14 protein-coding genes are annotated in these 15,874 nt (G+C 73.9%); 7 read left to right on the top strand and 7 right to left on the bottom strand.

Annotation, left to right across the window (positions count from 1 at the left end):
* Positions 1-6: 6 nt before the first annotated feature.
* The 3 genes from ACZ45Q_RS12325 to ACZ45Q_RS12315 form a co-directional block, all read right to left on the bottom strand.
* Positions 7-822, bottom strand: a complete 816-nt coding sequence (locus ACZ45Q_RS12325) for a hypothetical protein (RefSeq protein ID WP_468258824.1) — start codon at positions 820-822, stop codon at positions 7-9.
* Positions 822-2,090 (bottom strand): VWA domain-containing protein, encoded by a 1,269-nt coding sequence (locus tag ACZ45Q_RS12320; protein WP_468258821.1) that lies wholly within the window; start codon positions 2,088-2,090, stop codon positions 822-824. The genes ACZ45Q_RS12325 and ACZ45Q_RS12320 overlap by 1 nt, the downstream gene beginning before the upstream one ends.
* 64 nt (positions 2,091-2,154) lie before the next feature.
* Positions 2,155-3,696: an IucA/IucC family protein gene (locus ACZ45Q_RS12315; protein ID WP_468258818.1), complete on the bottom strand. Its 1,542-nt coding sequence runs from the start codon at positions 3,694-3,696 to the stop codon at positions 2,155-2,157.
* 94 nt (positions 3,697-3,790) lie between these two features.
* Here ACZ45Q_RS12315 and ACZ45Q_RS12310 point away from each other — a divergent pair, with 94 nt between their 5' ends.
* Both ACZ45Q_RS12310 and ACZ45Q_RS12305 read left to right on the top strand, forming a co-directional pair.
* On the top strand, positions 3,791-5,293 hold the full coding sequence (locus tag ACZ45Q_RS12310; RefSeq protein ID WP_468259494.1) for an IucA/IucC family protein: 1,503 nt from the start codon (positions 3,791-3,793) through the stop codon (positions 5,291-5,293).
* A gap of 104 nt (positions 5,294-5,397) precedes the next feature.
* Positions 5,398-5,994, top strand: a complete 597-nt coding sequence (locus ACZ45Q_RS12305; RefSeq protein ID WP_468258815.1) for a PepSY domain-containing protein — start codon at positions 5,398-5,400, stop codon at positions 5,992-5,994.
* A 72-nt stretch (positions 5,995-6,066) separates the two neighbouring features.
* On the opposite strand, the gene ACZ45Q_RS12300 is transcribed toward ACZ45Q_RS12305, so the two are convergent.
* The gene (locus ACZ45Q_RS12300; protein ID WP_468258813.1) at positions 6,067-6,732 is read right to left on the bottom strand and encodes a hemerythrin domain-containing protein; all 666 of its coding nucleotides are present in this window, start codon (positions 6,730-6,732) and stop codon (positions 6,067-6,069) included.
* Between the two features lie 186 nt (positions 6,733-6,918).
* Here ACZ45Q_RS12300 and ACZ45Q_RS12295 point away from each other — a divergent pair, with 186 nt between their 5' ends.
* The 3 genes from ACZ45Q_RS12295 (at position 6,919) to ACZ45Q_RS12285 (ending at position 10,184) form a co-directional block, all read left to right on the top strand.
* Complete coding sequence (locus tag ACZ45Q_RS12295) at positions 6,919-8,415, top strand: cation:proton antiporter domain-containing protein (RefSeq protein ID WP_468258810.1); 1,497 nt, start codon at positions 6,919-6,921, stop codon at positions 8,413-8,415.
* Positions 8,416-8,979: 564 nt separating this feature from the next.
* The gene (locus tag ACZ45Q_RS12290) at positions 8,980-9,894 is read left to right on the top strand and encodes a HipA family kinase (RefSeq protein ID WP_468258807.1); all 915 of its coding nucleotides are present in this window, start codon (positions 8,980-8,982) and stop codon (positions 9,892-9,894) included.
* 11 nt (positions 9,895-9,905) lie between these two features.
* Positions 9,906-10,184 (top strand): Rdx family protein, encoded by a 279-nt coding sequence (locus tag ACZ45Q_RS12285; RefSeq protein WP_468258804.1) that lies wholly within the window; start codon positions 9,906-9,908, stop codon positions 10,182-10,184.
* A gap of 3 nt (positions 10,185-10,187) precedes the next feature.
* Here ACZ45Q_RS12285 and aceB read toward each other — a convergent pair whose 3' ends face one another.
* Positions 10,188-11,810, bottom strand: a complete 1,623-nt coding sequence (gene aceB, locus ACZ45Q_RS12280; RefSeq protein ID WP_468258801.1) for a malate synthase A — start codon at positions 11,808-11,810, stop codon at positions 10,188-10,190.
* A gap of 216 nt (positions 11,811-12,026) precedes the next feature.
* Positions 12,027-12,626, bottom strand: a complete 600-nt coding sequence (locus ACZ45Q_RS12275; protein ID WP_468258798.1) for a nucleotidyltransferase family protein — start codon at positions 12,624-12,626, stop codon at positions 12,027-12,029.
* Between the two features lie 200 nt (positions 12,627-12,826).
* Here ACZ45Q_RS12275 and ACZ45Q_RS12270 point away from each other — a divergent pair, with 200 nt between their 5' ends.
* Complete coding sequence (locus ACZ45Q_RS12270) at positions 12,827-13,141, top strand: DUF5955 family protein (RefSeq protein WP_468258796.1); 315 nt, start codon at positions 12,827-12,829, stop codon at positions 13,139-13,141.
* 266 nt (positions 13,142-13,407) lie between these two features.
* On the opposite strand, the gene allR is transcribed toward ACZ45Q_RS12270, so the two are convergent.
* The gene (gene allR, locus ACZ45Q_RS12265) at positions 13,408-14,217 is read right to left on the bottom strand and encodes an allantoin degradation transcriptional regulator AllR (RefSeq protein WP_468258793.1); all 810 of its coding nucleotides are present in this window, start codon (positions 14,215-14,217) and stop codon (positions 13,408-13,410) included.
* A 283-nt stretch (positions 14,218-14,500) separates the two neighbouring features.
* Between allR and allB the strand changes: the two genes are divergently transcribed.
* Positions 14,501-15,838, top strand: coding sequence for an allantoinase AllB (gene allB, locus ACZ45Q_RS12260; RefSeq protein WP_468258790.1), 1,338 nt, complete (start codon positions 14,501-14,503; stop codon positions 15,836-15,838).
* Positions 15,839-15,874 lie beyond the last annotated feature (36 nt).

The following is a 15,874-nucleotide window of genomic DNA, read 5'->3' as shown; positions in this document are numbered from 1 at the left end:
CGGGCGTCAGGCGCCCGGTGGCGGCACGCGGCGCGGGCGGCCCGAGCCGCGGGTCAGGGTGTAGCCGCCGACGCCGGCCAGCGCGGCCAGGGCGCCGCCCACCGCCGTCCAGACCCACCGGTCCGACCACCAGCCGGACGACCAGCCGTCCTCGGGCTCGACGGCGGACAGCACGGCCGCCTCGCCCGCCGCGGCGGCGGACTCCTCCCGCTCGTCCTCTCGTTCGCCCTCCTCGGCCGGGGACGCCGTCGCGATGCCCGGCACCAGCGGCTCGCCCAGCGAGCCGTCCACCGCCGCCGCCCCGCCCATGTCCCGGGAGTCCACCCGGACCTCGGCGCCGACCCGCAGGCCCCGGTCGGAGGTGGGCACGTCCACGGCCGTCAGCCGGACGTAGTACGTGCCCGGCAGCGGGTCGTTCGCCCACGGCTGGGACCAGGCGCGGACCGTGCGCAGGACGCAGGCCAGCTCCACGGAGGCCGCGTCCGCCGCCGCCGTGCGTGTCTGGGCGCCGTACTGGCAGGCCTGCCTGCGGCGCAGCCCGTCGTACACGTCGATCCGCCAGGTCTCGGCGGCGTGCGTCTCGGGCAGCGTCACCTTCGCCCGCACCGTGGGGCGCTGACCGGCGTCCGCCGGGAACGACCAGTACAGGTAGTCGCCCGCGGAGGCGTTCGCCGTGGCCGTCCGCCCCTGCGGTATCCCGGCCGCCGTCCGGAACGAGGTGCCCGCCCGGTCGGGCGCGGAGTCCTCCTCGGCGGCGACGGCGGGCGCCGCGGCCACACCGGCCGCCAGCAGGGCCGCGCCCAGCGTCCGTGCGATACGCATCAGTTGGTCCTCCAGACCGCGACCCGCCAGCGTGACAGCCAACCCCACAGCAGACCGGCGACGAAGCCGGTGAGCACCAGCGCGCCGAGCAGCCACCAGCCGCGCCCGAGACCGAAGGAGGCCACGTCGTCCGCCTCGCCCGGACCGGCCACGAGGTCCACCGTCAGCTCCAGCGGCAGGCCGGGCGTCGTCTTCTCCCCGGAGGCCGCCGCGAAGGAGTGGGTGACCTGGAGGCACACCGTCTCGGCCGACGCCTCGTCACCGTCATCGGCTTCCGCCTTCGGATACCGCAGCCCCGTCGAGATCACGTCCGTGCGGCCGTCGCCCGCCGCCTCGCCGCGCACGATCTCCCGGCCGTGGACCGTGACGGCCCGCAGCAGCACCCCGTAGGACGGCGCCACGGCCCGGTCGGCGGCCACGCTCACCGAGGCGCGCAGCTCCTGCCCCGGGCGCACCTCGACGCGGTACCAGCGCTGCTGCCCGAACCCCCCGCGGTCGGTGTAGAGACCGGACGCCAGGGACGGCGCCTTCGTGCAGCGGTCCGCGCCCTCGGCGGGCGTCGGCGTCACCACCGGGTCCGCCGCCCGGTCCACCAGCTCGTTGACCCGGTCGGTGAGTTCGTCGGTGTGCTCCACCGAGGTGTACGTGCCGCCGGTCGCCTCGGCGATACAGCTGAGCTGCCGCCGCATCGTGGCGTTGGGGACCAGGCCGAGGGTGTCGATGGTCAGCCCGATGCCCTTGGCGGCGATCTCCCGCGCCACCTCGCACGGGTCCAGCGGGGCGCAGGTGTCCTCACCGTCACTGATCAGCACGATCCGCTTGGAGCCGGTGCCGCCGTCGAGGTCGTCGGCGGCCTTCAGCAGCGCGGGCCCGATCGGCGTCCAGCCCGTCGGCACCAGGGTCGCCACGGCCGTCTTGGCCTCCGTGCGGTCGAGCGGGCCGACCGGGTAGAGCTGCGCGGTGTCCTCGCAGCCCCGCTCGCGGTCGTCGCCCGCGTAGTCGGCGCCCAGGGTGCGGATGCCGAGCCGCACCTTCTCGGGCGTCGCGTCCAGCACCTCGTTGAACGCCTGCTTCGCCGCCGCCATGCGCGTGCCGCCGTCGATGTCCCGCGTCCGCATCGACCCGCTGACGTCGAGTACGAGGTTCACCTTCGGCGCGTCGTCGTCCGTGGTCTCGCCGGCGCTCGCCGCGGCCGGGAACGCGAGCCCGGCCGTCAGCGCGGCGACCAGGGCGCAGACGCCCGCCGCCAGCCGTCTTGTTGTGATCATCGGCGGATCCTATTGATCATTCCCGGTCCGTTCCAAAACGGGGTCGGCGCAGCCGACGGCCCGCTCACCGCAGGGGGTTGGGCAGCCGTGTCCACAGGTCCCCGATCCGGTCCGGAGTCAGCCGCATCAGCGTCAGGGCCTTCGCCGGCAGCGGCTCCTCGCACAGCGCCACCAGGTCCGGCGTGCGCGGCAGGTCCCGCACGGCCGGCTCCAGCGCCGCCCGCAGCGCCGCCCGGGACCCGGCCGCCGACGCCAGCGCGCCGGCCACCAGGGAGCCGAACAGCTTGCGCCGCAGCGTCGTCGGATCGTCCGTGACCATCCGGGCGGGCAGTTCGGGGACCGGGACGCCGTGCCGGGCCAGCCGGGCCGGGCTGACCCGGATGTCGGCCAGGTCGCGGTAGACCAGGCGCAGCGGCTCACCGTCGGGGGAGAGCACCACCAGCAGGTTCTGGCCGTGCGCCTCCAGGGCCACGCCCAGCTCCAGCATCCGCAGGCCGGCCCTCAGCGCGAGCCGGGCGAAGCGGGACAGCCAGGCGGGACGGCCCGGCAGCCGGGTCGTCGGCAGCGCGGCCACCGGGACGATGTGCTCGCCGGGTGCCGCGTACACCCGCGGCGACTCGCGCAGCACGGCGGCGAGATCGGGGGAGTGCGGAGTGGCGGCGGCGAGCGTGCGGGTCAGGTGCAGCAGCCCCTCCGAGCGCGCCGCCAGCGTCTCGCCGAACGCCGACAGGGTCGCCGAGGCCGCGACGGAGGCTACGGAGATGTCCCGCACCGACGAGGTCAGCCGGGCGCTCAGCGCCGTCTTCACATGCGGTCCGCCGGGCACCGCGAGGGTGCGCAGCGACATCAGCGGGTGCGCGTCCAGCCCCTCGCCCGTGCCCGGGCCCTCGGCCGCGTCCGGTCCGTCGGCCCCGTCCGGGTCCTGCGGCCGCTTCAGCACATGGGCCGCCTGCCACGGATGCACCGGCAGCAGCAGCCGGTCCGCGTCCCGCAGCTGGGCGGGCCAGGCGCCGGTCACCAGGCACTCCGCCGCCCGGACCGGCACCAGACCGAGCCGCACCACCGGGCCGTGCTCGGGCCCGTAGGCGAGCTGCTCGGCCACCGAGAACCCGGGCCGGGAACGGCAGTTGGGGTGGAACGGGTGCCCGTCGACCACCCGCCGCTCCCATTCCCAGTCCGTGCCCGGCCACTCGTCCGGGTGAGGCTCCCCGGCCGTCCGGGACAGCGCCAACGACGCGACACCGTGCCCCAGTTCGGCGGCGAACCCCGCCGAGTGCGGTACGGCGAGGGCCGTCGTCAGCCGCGCCGGGTCGTCGTACGCCACACCGTCCAGGTGCACGGCCTCGACCCGGGCGCCGGTGCCGTAGGGGTCGGCGACCGGACCGCGCAGCCGGCGGCCGTCCGCCAGCCGCAGTTCGCATCCGCCGCCCTCGGGCCCCCGGTGCGCGATCCACGGCAGCGGCTCGTGGACCAGCGCACGCCACAGCCGGGTCAGCACGGCCGCACGGGCGCCGGGCAGCGCGGCCGTGAACCGGGGGACGAGACCGGGGCGCAGCGCGAGCAGTTCGTCGGCGACCTCGGCCTCGGCGGTGGGGGGACGGTGCACGGTCGGGCTCCTCGGGTACGGGTGGGACGGCACGGCGGACGACGACGAGCGACATACTGATCGTCTCCGCCCTATGACAGACCGTAAGGAACGAGTGGACCGCGTGGACCGCCAGCCCCCACCCGCCGACACCGCGAGCCGCGCCGACGCCTGCGCCACCGCGCCGCTGCTGAACTGCCTGCTGCGGGAAGTGGCGGAACCCGCTCCCGGCGCCGGCGACCGGCAGGTGTACCGGCTGCCCGGGGGCAGGCTGCTGCGCGTGCGCGGCGGACGTCGGCCCGCCGAGCCCGAGGTGCACGCGGCGGGCGCCTGGCACCGCGTCGGCCACACCGAACTGGTCAAGATCGTCGCCGAGGAACTGCGCCGGCACACCGGCCTGCCCAACCACGAGCTGCCCACCGAGATGATCGACAGCCGGGACGCGGTCGCCGCACTGCTGACCGCACGCGCGCGTGCCACCCCGCCCGACGACCCGTACCTGCGCTCCGAGCAGTCCCTGATCACCGGTCACCCCCAGCACCCCGCCCCGAAGGCGCGCGGCGGCGGACCGCACACCGGCTGGCTGCCGTACGCGCCCGAGGCGCACGCCCGTTTCCCGATGGCCCTCCTCGGCGTGCGCGAGGACACGGTCGCCGAGGAGGGCGACACCTCCGCCCTGGACGCCCTCGGCGAGGCACCCCCCGGCTACCGCCTGCTGCCCGCTCACCCCTGGCAACTCGACCTGACCGGCGCCGCCCTGGCCCCGGCCTTCGCCGACGGCCGGCTGATCCGGCTCGGCACCACACCCTTCCCCGTCTGGCCGACGGCCGCGATCCGCACCGTGTACGCCCCCGGCCGCGACCTGTTCCTGAAGTTCAGCCTCGACGTGCGCATCACCAACGACATCCGGCGGCTGTGGCGCCACGACCTGCGCGCCCTGCGCCGTACCGACACGGCGGTCGCCGACGCCTTCACCGCGATCGGCCCGCCGGCCGCCTGGCTCACCGACCGCGGGTACCGCACCGCCGGCTTCGCCTTCGAGGAGCTGGCCGTCCTCGTCCGCGGCGGGCTGCGCGGCCACCTGCTGGCCGGGGCGACGCCGCTGCTGGCCGCCGCCCTCGCGGAGGGCTTCCCGGACAGCCCGCTGCCCGCGGCCCCGGACCCGGCGGCCTGGTGGGAGGCCTACCTGGACGCCGTCGTACCACCGGTCCTGACCGCCTTCCACGGCCACGGCGTCGTCCTGGAGGCCCACCTCCAGAACACCCTGGTCGCCGTGGACCGCGCCGGCACCCCGGTGCAGGCCCTGTTCCGGGACGCCGAGGGCGTCAAGCTGCTGCGGGACGTGGGCCGGGCAGCCGGCTGGGAGCGGCTGGTGTACTGCCTGGTCGTCAACCACCTGTGCGAGATCGCCACCGCCCTCGCCGAGCACCACCCCGGCCTCGACCCCTGGCCCGCCGCCCGCCGCGCCCTGGCCCGCCACGACCTCCCGGAGATCCCCGCCCTGCTGGCCTCGCCCACCCTCCCCGGCAAGACCAACCTCCTCCTGCGCTGGACCAACGCCGACGGCGCGGCGTCCCGCTACCGCCCGCTGCCCAACCCGCTGCGCACGGCTGCGTGACTGAAGGGAAACGTGACTGAAGGGAAGATCGGACACGGATGAGGTGAACGGGAAAGCACCACATACTCCCGGTTTGCGCCGATGGCGATGGATACACGGCTCTCATGGCAGCGATGGAGACCTTCTCCCGATACGCAGGCGGACGGGTGTGGAGGCGGCTCGCCGTGATCCTCTTCGCGCCCGTCGTGGCCCTGGGGTTGCTGGTGGGCTGCGGCCGGGACGAACCGCTGAACGATCCCCACGAGCGGTACGACATGGTCGAGGTGGACTACGAGCGGGCGATCCGCCTGTCCGTGGCCGAGGTCTCCGGCGGTGAGCTGGTCGCCCTCGACCTGAAGGACCCCGCTTCGGTGTCGCCCGTGTGGGAGAGCCGGGTCGCCGACGAGGAGGGGCGACTCACCACCGTGCGCGTCGAGGCGACTCGCGGCGAGGTGCTGGGGAGGAGTTCCGGCCCCGCCCTGACGGACGCCGAGCGGCAGGACCTGCGGCGGCTTCTCGAGGAGGCCACGCTCCTGCCGGGCCAGGCGGCCCGTGAAGTCGCCGACACGGAGAACGGTGAGGTCATCAAGGCGATCGAGTTGGACCGGCGTGACGGCGCCCCGGTCTGGAAGGTCAGCGCCGTGGGTGTGCGTGACGAGCAGGCCACCGTCCACCTCGTGAACGCGAGGACGGGCGACGTCCTGCAACGCCACGAGGCCTGAGCGGACACCAGCCGCACGTCACCCGGGGCCGGGCCCGCGGTCCGCGGAACCGGCGACCCCGGGGCGTGGTCGTCAGGCGGTCTTTCGGCCGTGGGCGGCGTCGAGGACCCGGTCCAGGGGGCCGAGCACCGGCGCGGCCAGCTTGCTCGCCATCTCGTTGTTGGCCCAGCGGTGCGGCCGGGTCGGTGCGTAGGCCTGGGTGAGTTTGACCTCCGCGCCCAGCATGCGCAGCCGTGCGGGGCTGAGCGCCTTGCCCAGCGCGGCCAGCTCCTCCCGTTCCTCACGCGCCGCATGGCCGACGACGGCGCGGCGGACTTCATTGAGCTGCCGGAGATAGCCGTGGCCGTACGGACCGGTGCGCCACAGCCGGACCAGCATGCGCTTGGCCTCCTTTTCCTCGTGGCGACGGCGGGCAGCCAGCTCGCGCCCATGCGTGAGCGCCCGGCGGGCCACGGGGTGGACATGCGCTTCCTCGGCGGCCTCGTGGACGGCCAGCAGACGCATCAGCCCCTCGAAGTTCCGGCGGCGCTGCGGCCCGGGCAGAGCCGCTCGCAGGAACCCGTGTTTGATCTGCCGGTGCTGGCGGGTGAGCACGTCGACGACGTTCTCGCCGCCCAGCGCGCGAACGGCCTGCAAAGGCCGGGTCGGAGCCGGCTTCGCGGCCCTCGCCGTCGTCCTCGTGACGAGGAACTGCTTGGCCGCGGCAGTCAACGCCGTCTTCTTGATCAACGCTCCCATGAGTTCTCCTCATGCCGGAGGACGTGAACGGCCCGGCGGGTACCCCGCGCTTCCGCCATGACTCAGCCCGCGGAGTAGGCGACGGCCGACAGCGGGGCGTTCGCCGGCCGACGGCGTGGTTCGCCGGCGGCGCCGGGGAACCCGGGGCGTTCGGTGGTGTCTCGGTGAGGGGTGAGGTCGGCAGGGATGACGCACGAACTCGAGTCGTTCGGCTGGGTACTGCTGGTCGCCGGTGCGGTGGTGGCGGCGGCTCTCGTCTTCCATCCGGTGAGCGCACGCACCCGGGTGCCCGCTCCCGCGTTCTTCCTGTTCGCCGCGATCGCGGTGTCGGAGCTGGTGCCCGCGGTGCCCGCGATCCCGCTGGGCGCCGCCCAGCAACTGGTCACCGTGGCGCTGATCTTCATCCTGCTCGACGGCGGTGCCTCACTGGGCTGGCGGAGGCTGCGGCCGTCGCTGGCGGCCGCGTCCTGGATGGGCCTGGTCGGCACCGTCGTGATCGCCGGGGCGACCGGTACGCTGGCGCACCTCTTGCTGGACTTCTCCTGGCACGCCGCGATGCTCCTCGGCATCGCCCTGGCCCCGACCGACCCGGCGGCGGTCTTCTCGGCGCTGGGCCGCAAGGAGGTGCGGGGCCGCAGCGGCACCCTGCTGAACGGGGAGGCGGGGCTGAACGACCCGGCGGGCGTGGCCCTGCTGGCCGGGGTGCTGGAACTGGGCGGCCGGACCGGTTCGGCCGCGTTCGGTCACGTCGCCCTGGTCTTCGCCGTCCAGCTCGCGGTCGGCACCGCGATCGGCGTCGCGGGCGGACTCGCCCTGCGGTGGCTGCTCCGGCGGGTCCGCCTTCCGGAGGGCGGCCTGTACTCGCTGGCCGTGCTGGCCGGTGCCCTCGCGGTCTACGGCGTGGCCACCGTGGCGCACGGTTCCGGATTCCTCGCGGTCTTCGCCACCGGGCTCCTGCTCGCGGAGCGGGACCTGCCCTTCGAACGGGAGATCGGACGCTTCCACGGTGCGCTGGCCAGCCTGGGCGAGATCGCCGCCTTCACCACGCTGGGACTGACGGTGACGCTCGCGGACTTCCGGGGCGTCGACACCTTCGTCGACGGTGCCGTCATGGCGGCGGTCACCCTGGTGGTGGTGCGCCCCGCCGTCATGCTGCTGATGCTGTTGCCGGTGCGGCTGCGCGGCGGTGAGCGGGTGTTCCTGGCGCTGTCCGGGCTGAAGGGGGCCGTGCCGATCCTGCTGGGCAGCTTCCTGGTCACGGGCCACGCCGCCCACAGCCAGTCCACCTACGCGATCGTGTTCGTGGTGGTCGCGGCCTCCGTCGTCGTCCAGGGGACGCTGATCCCGTGGCTGGCCCGGCGCTGTGGCATCCCGCTGACCGAGACGCCGCTGCGGCCGTGGCCCCTCGGCGTCCGCCTGAAGAATCCTCCTTCCGGGGTGCGCCGCTACCGGGTCCGGCCCGGTGCGGCCGCCGAGGACACCCCCCTCGCGGACCTCGGGCTTCCCCCCGACGTCTGGGTCTCCCTGGTCGTCAGGGACGGTGAGCTGGTGTCACTGAGCCCTCGTACCCCCCTGCGGGCCGGGGACGAGGTGGTGGTGACCGATCCGCGGGCCGGTGAATCCGGCCGGCCGGCCGAGGAGGTCTTCGGCTCCGGCCGCCGGCCGCCGGAGCCGCGTTCCTGACGCCGCCGTCGGTGCGTCCCGACGGCGTACCGGGTACCCCGTTCGGTCGCCTCGCCGGCCGGTGACTCAAGCCGTCCGCCCGCGCGGTGACGCCCCCGGCAGGTGTCCCCGAGAGCGGCGAGGCGGCCCCCGCGACGCCGGGCGCCGGGTGCCGTGACGACGGCGCGGGCGGGTACCGCGGATGCGAACGGCCCGGGCGGGCGGCAGAGTCGTCTGCGGCCGGTGGCCCCTTCGCCGGTGAGTGCCGGATTCCGCACGCCGCCTGTCCCGTCCTGCTCGCCGGCGGCGCGCACGATCCTCTCGCGCCGCCCGGCTGGGTGGAGCAGGCGGCGCGGCGGGCACCCGACGGCCGCACGGCGACGCTGCCCGGAGTTCACGGCTTCCCCTCCGGTTCCCCGGGAGCCACCGCCGCCCTCGTCCTCCGTGCCGCGCGTTCCTGACGCTTCCACGCGGCCCCGTGCGCCACGGGACCGGTGTTCACCTCCGTGCCGGACTCCTCCTGGAGCGGGGGGGATCCGGGAAAGTCACGGATTGTAAGGTCATGAGATCGCGTAACCTGGGGAAATGCTGACCGAGGTCACCGCCACCCGCTACATCACGCCGCTGCGTGAGGGCGGTTCGCTGCCCGGACTGGTCGAGGCCGACGACCTCGGGACCTACGTCGTGAAGTTCACCGCCTCCGCGCAGGGGCTCAAGGCGCTGGTCGCCGAGGTGATCGTCGGGGAGCTGGCGCGGGCGCTGGGGTTCCGGTTCCCGGAGCTGGTGCTGGTGCACTTCGACCCGGCGATCGCCGGGGACGAGCCGCACCAGGAGGTGCGCGACCTCCACGGCGCGAGCGCCGGTGTCAATCTCGGCATGGACTGGCTGCCGGGGGCGCGGGACTTCACCCCCGAGGTGGCCAAGACCTTCGACGTGGACCCGGTGGAGGCCGGGCGGATCGTCTGGCTGGACGCGCTCACCGCCAACGTGGACCGCACGGTGCACAGCTCCAACCTGATGGTCTGGCCGACCCTGGGGACCGTGCCGCCTCGTCTGTGGCTGATCGACCACGGCGCCGCCCTGGTCTTCCACCACCGCTGGGACGGCGCGGACCCCGCCAGGGCCTACGACTTCCGGCACCACGCCCTCGGCCACTACGGGCCGGACGTCCGCGCGGCCGACGCCGAGCTGGCGCCGCGGGTGACGCCGGACCTGCTGCGCGAGGTCACGGCCGCCGTACCGGACGCCTGGCTGGTGCCCGAGGCGGGACGCGGCACGCCGGACGAGGCGCGCCAGGCGTACGTGGACCACCTGCACGCGCGCGTGCGGGTCTCCGAGGCCTGGCTGCCCACCGGGTTCCCCAGCCGCGAGGAGCTCGCCGCCGAGGAGGCCCGGCGCGCGGAGCGCACCCAGCGGGGCCGGCCGGACTGGCTCAAGCGGGTCCCCGACCTGCACGGCAAACCGGCGGCGGAACAGGACTGGTCGGTGCACCTGGGATGACGGAGGGCCCCGTGGACGCGCGACGCGTCGAGATCGAGTACTGCACGCAGTGCCGCTGGCTGCCCCGCGCCGCCTGGCTGGCGCAGGAGCTGCTGACCACCTTCGAGACCGAGCTGAGCGAGCTGGCGCTGCGGCCGGGGACGGGCGGCGTCTTCGTCGTCCGGGTGAACGGCGAGGTGGTCTGGGACCGCCGGGAGCAGGGCTTTCCCGAGCCGACGGCCGTGAAGCGGGCCGTACGCGACCGAGTGGCCCCGGGGAAGTCCCTGGGCCACTCGGACCGTGAGCGGTGAGCCTCAGCCCTTGAGCTGCTCGTACGCCGGCAGCGTCAGGAAGTCGGCGTAGTCGGCGTCGAGGGAGACCTGAAGCAGCAGGTCGTGCGCCTGCTGCCAGTTGCCGGCCGCGAAGGCCTCGTCGCCGATCTCGGCGCGGATGTTCTGAAGCTCCTCGGCGGCGACCTTGCGGGCCAGCTCGGCGGTGACCTGCTCGCCGTTGTCGAGGACGACTCCGGCGTTGATCCACTGCCAGATCTGCGAGCGGGAGATCTCGGCGGTGGCCGCGTCCTCCATCAGGTTGAAGATGGCGACTGCGCCGAGGCCCCGCAGCCATGCCTCGATGTACCGGATGCCGACCTGGACGGCGTTGACCAGACCCGCGTAGGTCGGCCTGGCGTCCAGCGAGTCGATGGCGATGAGGTCGGCGGCCTTGACGTCGACGTCCTCGCGCAGGCGGTCCTTCTGGTTCGGCTTGTCGCCGAGCACCTTGTCGAAGGACTCCATGGCGATCGGCACCAGGTCGGGGTGGGCGACCCAGGAGCCGTCGAAGCCGTCGTTCGCCTCGCGGTCCTTGTCGGCGCGGACCTTCTCGAAGGCCACCTTGTTGACCTCGGCGTCCTTGCGGGAGGGGATGAAGGCCGCCATGCCGCCGATGGCGTGCGCACCGCGCTTGTGGCAGGTGCGCACCAGCAGTTCGGTGTACGCCCGCATGAACGGGGCCGTCATCGTCACCGCGTTGCGGTCCGGGAGCACGAACTTCTCGCCGCCGTCGCGGAAGTTCTTGACGATGGAGAACAGGTAGTCCCAGCGGCCGGCGTTCAGCCCGGAGGCGTGGTCCCGCAGCTCGTAGAGGATCTCCTCCATCTCGTACGCCGCCGTGATCGTCTCGATCAGGACGGTGGCGCGGACGGTGCCCTGCGGAATGCCGACGTAGTCCTGCGCGAAGACGAAGATGTCGTTCCAGAGGCGGGCCTCCAGGTGCGATTCGGTCTTCGGCAGGTAGAAGTACGGGCCCTTGCCGAGGTCCAGCAGCCGCTGGGCGTTGTGGAAGAAGTACAGGCCGAAGTCGACCAGCGCGCCGGGCACCGGGCGGCCGTCGAGCCGGAGGTGACGCTCGTTCAGGTGCCAGCCGCGGGGGCGCATCACGACCGTGGCGAGTTCCTCGTCCGCCTTCAGCGCGTACGACTTGCCGGAGCGCGGGTCGGTGAAGTCGATGCTGCGGGTGTAGGCGTCGATCAGGTTGAGCTGGCCGAGGACGACGTTCTCCCAGGTCGGGGCGGAGGCGTCCTCGAAGTCGGCGAGCCAGACCTTCGCGCCCGAGTTGAGCGCGTTGATGGTCATCTTGCGGTCCGTGGGACCGGTGATCTCGACCCGGCGGTCCTGGAGCGCGTCCGGAGCGGGGGCCACCTTCCAGGAGTCGTCCGCGCGGATCGCGGCGGTCTCCGGGAGGAAGTCGAGGGTGGAGGTGCGGGCGATCTCGGCGCGGCGCTCCGCACGGCGGGCGAGGAGCTCGTCACGCCGGGGCGTGAACCGCCGGTGCAGCTCGGCCACGAAGGCGAGCGCCGCATCGGTGAGGACCTCCTCCTGCCGGGGCAGGGGCTCGGCGTCGACGATGGCCAGCGGGGACGGCGCTGGTGCGGACATGAGCTGTCACTTCCTTCAGCGAGCTTCTTCGCGAGCTTCTTCGTGGCACCGGGTGTCAGGAGCCCGGACACGGCATGTCGCGCCCCGCGGAGCGGCCGGGCGCTTCTGAACAGTGGATAGTAGTTTCCTCATAGTGGAAGTTCAATGGTTTGTTGATGTCGAGATTCTCTGAGTCGAGGGAAGGTGGCGCTCGGTGCCACGCCGTTCACTCCACGTTCACTCCAGCCGGCCCAGGTCCGCCTCGGTGTCGATGTCGTGGGGCACCGCCACGTCCCCGCACTCCACCAGCGTGATCGCCGCCTCGTGCTCCCTCAGATAGGCGCGTGCCCCCCGGTCCCCGGTCGCAGTCGCGCCGATGCCCGCCCAGTGGGCCGCGCCGAGCAGGACGGGATGGCCGCGCACACCGTCGTAGGCGGCCGAGGCCAGCGACGTCTCGTCCCGGTAGGCCGCGCGCACGCGGGCCACCGCCTCCGCACCGATCCCCGGCTGGTCGACGAGCGACACCAGGGCGGCCCGCGCCCCCGTCCCGGCCAGTGACTCCAGTCCCGCCCGCAGGGAGGAGCCCATGCCCTGCTCCCAGTCGGGGTTGTCCACCAGCACGCATCCCGGCAGCGCCGCCCGGTCGCGTACGTCGTCGGCGCGCGCCCCCAGCACCACGTGCACGCGGGCGCACCCTGCCGCGCGCAGGACGCCGACCGCGTGTTCGACAAGGGGTCGGCCACGGTGGCGCAGCAGTGCCTTGGGCCGTCCGCCGAGCCGGCGTCCGCCGCCCGCGGCGAGCAGCAGCCCGGCCACCTGGTCTTCGTTGTCCGTCATGGGTCCTGCATACCGGACCCCGCCCCTGACGACCCGTCGGACGGCGGGTGCACGGGGGACTGAATTTCGGCCCCCACGGTGGCGCGCCCCGGGCCGGTTGTCGTTTACTGGCCCGCGTCCCCCGGCGCCCGGGAAGCGCCGCGGGGGTGCTCGGCAGGTTCACCACTAGGGGCGCACAACGGCGTGCGAGGGGGAGGGCTGTGTTGCGGAGCGTGGGGCAGAGGCGCGTGACGGTCGGCGACGAGGACATCCGGGTGACGGAACTGCGGGCCGCGGTGTCCCGGCTGCGGCGGCGCCTGGCCGTGCTGCCGGCCGACTTCCCCGACCGGGCCGTCGCCGAGGACGAACTCGCCGACCTCGACGCGATGACGCGGCACGGCGTCCCGGAGGTGGCCCGGCTGCGCCGGTCCCTCCTGCTGATCGCCGGCGCCATCGGCTCGGTCAGCGCACTGCGCCCCGGGCTGACGGAGGTCCGCAACGCCGTGGACCTCTTCGGCGAGCCACCGGGTCACTGACCGTCTGCGGCGCCGGCCGTCTTCGGCGAGTGGCCGGGCGCCGGCCGCCTTCGGTGATCCGCCGGATCGCCGGCCGTCGTCGTAAGTCGCCGGCTCACCGGCCAAGGGGCGGCCCGGCAACACCCCAGGGGCGCGGGGAACTGCGCGACCAGCCCCGACGAACCCGCAGCCGCCCCACGACCGGCCCTGGCACCCCCTGCGACCGGCCGCACCCCCTACGGCGGACCACGGCACCCCGGAGGCCATTCACGGCCCCCCCGGCCCCGCTAACCCCCGTTGCCGTTGACGCCGGAGCTGAGCAGCGTCTCCGAGAGCTCCGCCGCCACCTGCTGGAGCAGCGGCACGATGGTGTCGGTCTCGGCCTCGGTCACCCGGCCCGCCGGGCCGGAGATGGAGATGGCCGCCGCGGTCGGGGAGTCGGGCACGGAGACGGCCAGGCAGCGCACGCCGATCTCCTGCTCGTTGTCGTCGACGGCATAGCCCTGGCGCCGCACCTCCTCCAGTGCCGCGAGGAACCCGTCCGGCGTGGTGATCGTCTTCTCGGTCGCCGCCGGCATGCCCGTCCGGGCGAGCAGCGCGCGCACCTCCTCGGCCGGGAAGTCGGCCAGCAGGGCCTTGCCGACGCCGGTGGAGTGCGGCAGGACCCGCCGGCCCACCTCGGTGAACATCCGCATCGAGTGCTTGGACGGCACCTGCGCCACGTAGACGATCTCGTCCCCGTCGAGCAGCGCCATGTTCGCCGTCTCGCCGGTCTCCTCCACCAGCCGGGCCAGGTGCGGGCGCGCCCAGGTGCCCAGCAGCCGGGAGGCGGACTCGCCGAGCCGGATCAGCCGCGGGCCGAGCGCGTAGCGGCGGTTGGGCTGCTGGCGTACGTAGCCGCAGGCCACCAGCGTGCGCATCAGGCGGTGGATGGTCGGAAGGGGCAGTCCGCTGCTCGCGGACAGCTCGCTCAGGCCGACCTCGCCGCCCGCGTCCGCCATCCGTTCGAGCAGGTCGAAGGCGCGCTCCAGGGACTGGACGCCGCCGGTGGCGGCGGGCCTGGCGGAGTCGGTGGTGCTGGCGCTGGACGTCGGCACGGCGCGGTTCCTTTCGAGGCGGACGGGAGGGCAGAAGCCTACCCGGGACCCGGTTGACTCCCCGCTTGTACGTAGCTACGTTCTGCTTGCTGGAATTCTAATTCCGCTTTGTGGAAACGTCCAGGGCGGCGCCTCGAGCATGCCTACGAGCAGTGTGCCTCTTGACGGCGTGGAAGCGGCGGGGCAAGACTCCTTCAACAGAACGTTGAAACGGCTGGATGGGGACAACTCCCGTCATGTCCCCCTCCCGGGACGTGGACCGGCGGCGAAGAGAGGGGTTCGGGTGTCCGAGGCTGAACTGGTGCTGCGCTCGACGCGTGTCATCACTCCCGAGGGAACGCGTGCCGCGTCGATCGCGGTGACCGGGGAGACGATCACGGCGGTCCTGCCGTACGACGCCCCCGTGCCGGACGGCGCCCGGCTGGAGGACGTCGGCGACCACGTCGTCCTGCCCGGTCTGGTCGACACCCACGTGCACGTCAACGACCCCGGCCGCACCGAGTGGGAGGGGTTCTGGACCGCCACCCGCGCCGCGGCGGCCGGCGGCATCACGACCCTCGTCGACATGCCGCTCAACTCGCTGCCGCCGACCACCACCGTCGACCACCTGCGGACCAAGCAGAAGGTGGCCGCCGACAAGGCGCACATCGACGTCGGCTTCTGGGGCGGCGCCCTGCCCGACAACGTCAGGGACCTGCGTCCGCTCCACGACGCCGGGGTCTTCGGCTTCAAGTGCTTCCTGTCCCCCTCCGGCGTGGACGAGTTCCCGCACCTCGACCAGGAGCAGCTCGCCCGCTCGATGGCCGAGATCGCCGCCTTCGACGGCCTGCTGATCGTGCACGCCGAGGACCCGCACCACCTGGCCTCCGCCCCGCAGCAGGGCGGCCCCCGGTACTCCCACTTCCTCGCCAGCCGCCCGCGCGACGCCGAGGACACCGCCATCGCGAGCCTGATCGCGCAGGCCAAGCGGTTCGACGCCCGGGTGCACGTGCTGCACCTGTCCTCCAGCGACGCCCTGCCGATGATCGCCGAGGCCCGCGCCGAGGGCGTCCGCCTCACCGTCGAGACCTGCCCGCACTACCTGGCCCTCACCGCCGAGGAGGTCCCGGACGGCGCCAGCGAGTTCAAGTGCTGCCCGCCGATCCGCGAGGCCGCCAACCAGGACCTGCTGTGGCAGGCCCTGGCGGACGGCACGATCGACTGCGTGGTCACCGACCACTCGCCGTCCACCGCCGACCTGAAGACCGACGACTTCGCCACCGCCTGGGGCGGCATCTCCGGCCTCCAGCTCAGCCTGCCCGCCGTGTGGACCGCGGCCCGCGAGCGCGGGCACGGCTTGGAGGACGTCGTCCGCTGGATGTCCGCGAAGACCGCCGGCCTGGTCGGACTGGACCGCAAGGGCGCCATCGAGGCAGGACGTGACGCCGACTTCGCGGTACTCGCCCCCGACGAGACCTTCGTCGTCGACCCGGCGGCCCTCCAGCACCGCAACCGCGTCACGGCGTACGCCGGACGGACCCTGTACGGCGTCGTGAAGTCGACCTGGCTGCGCGGACGGCGCATCGTGGCGGAGGGCGAGTTCACCGAGCCGAAGGGGCAGCTCCTCACCCGGACCAACTGACCACACCACAGCGCTCGAGACTCGAAAGGCAGGCCC

The organism is Streptomyces sp. NPDC031049, from assembly GCF_055571015.1.
Note: the sequence above shows the minus strand (reverse complement) of the source record. Positions and strands in the feature narration are given on the sequence as shown.

What these genes read in the sequence shown, in the direction of transcription:
- ACZ45Q_RS12325 (WP_468258824.1), bottom strand. Translation starts at nt 822, where the DNA reads ATGCGTATCGCACGGACGCTGGGCGCGGCCCTGCTGGCGGCCGGTGTG.
- ACZ45Q_RS12320 (WP_468258821.1), bottom strand. Translation starts at nt 2,090, where the DNA reads ATGATCACAACAAGACGGCTGGCGGCGGGCGTCTGCGCCCTGGTCGCC.
- ACZ45Q_RS12305 (WP_468258815.1), top strand. Translation starts at nt 5,398, where the DNA reads ATGGCAGCGATGGAGACCTTCTCCCGATACGCAGGCGGACGGGTGTGG.
- ACZ45Q_RS12300 (WP_468258813.1), bottom strand. Translation starts at nt 6,732, where the DNA reads ATGGGAGCGTTGATCAAGAAGACGGCGTTGACTGCCGCGGCCAAGCAG.
- ACZ45Q_RS12295 (WP_468258810.1), top strand. Translation starts at nt 6,919, where the DNA reads ATGACGCACGAACTCGAGTCGTTCGGCTGGGTACTGCTGGTCGCCGGT.
- ACZ45Q_RS12290 (WP_468258807.1), top strand. Translation starts at nt 8,980, where the DNA reads ATGCTGACCGAGGTCACCGCCACCCGCTACATCACGCCGCTGCGTGAG.
- aceB (WP_468258801.1), bottom strand. Translation starts at nt 11,810, where the DNA reads ATGTCCGCACCAGCGCCGTCCCCGCTGGCCATCGTCGACGCCGAGCCC.
- ACZ45Q_RS12275 (WP_468258798.1), bottom strand. Translation starts at nt 12,626, where the DNA reads ATGACGGACAACGAAGACCAGGTGGCCGGGCTGCTGCTCGCCGCGGGC.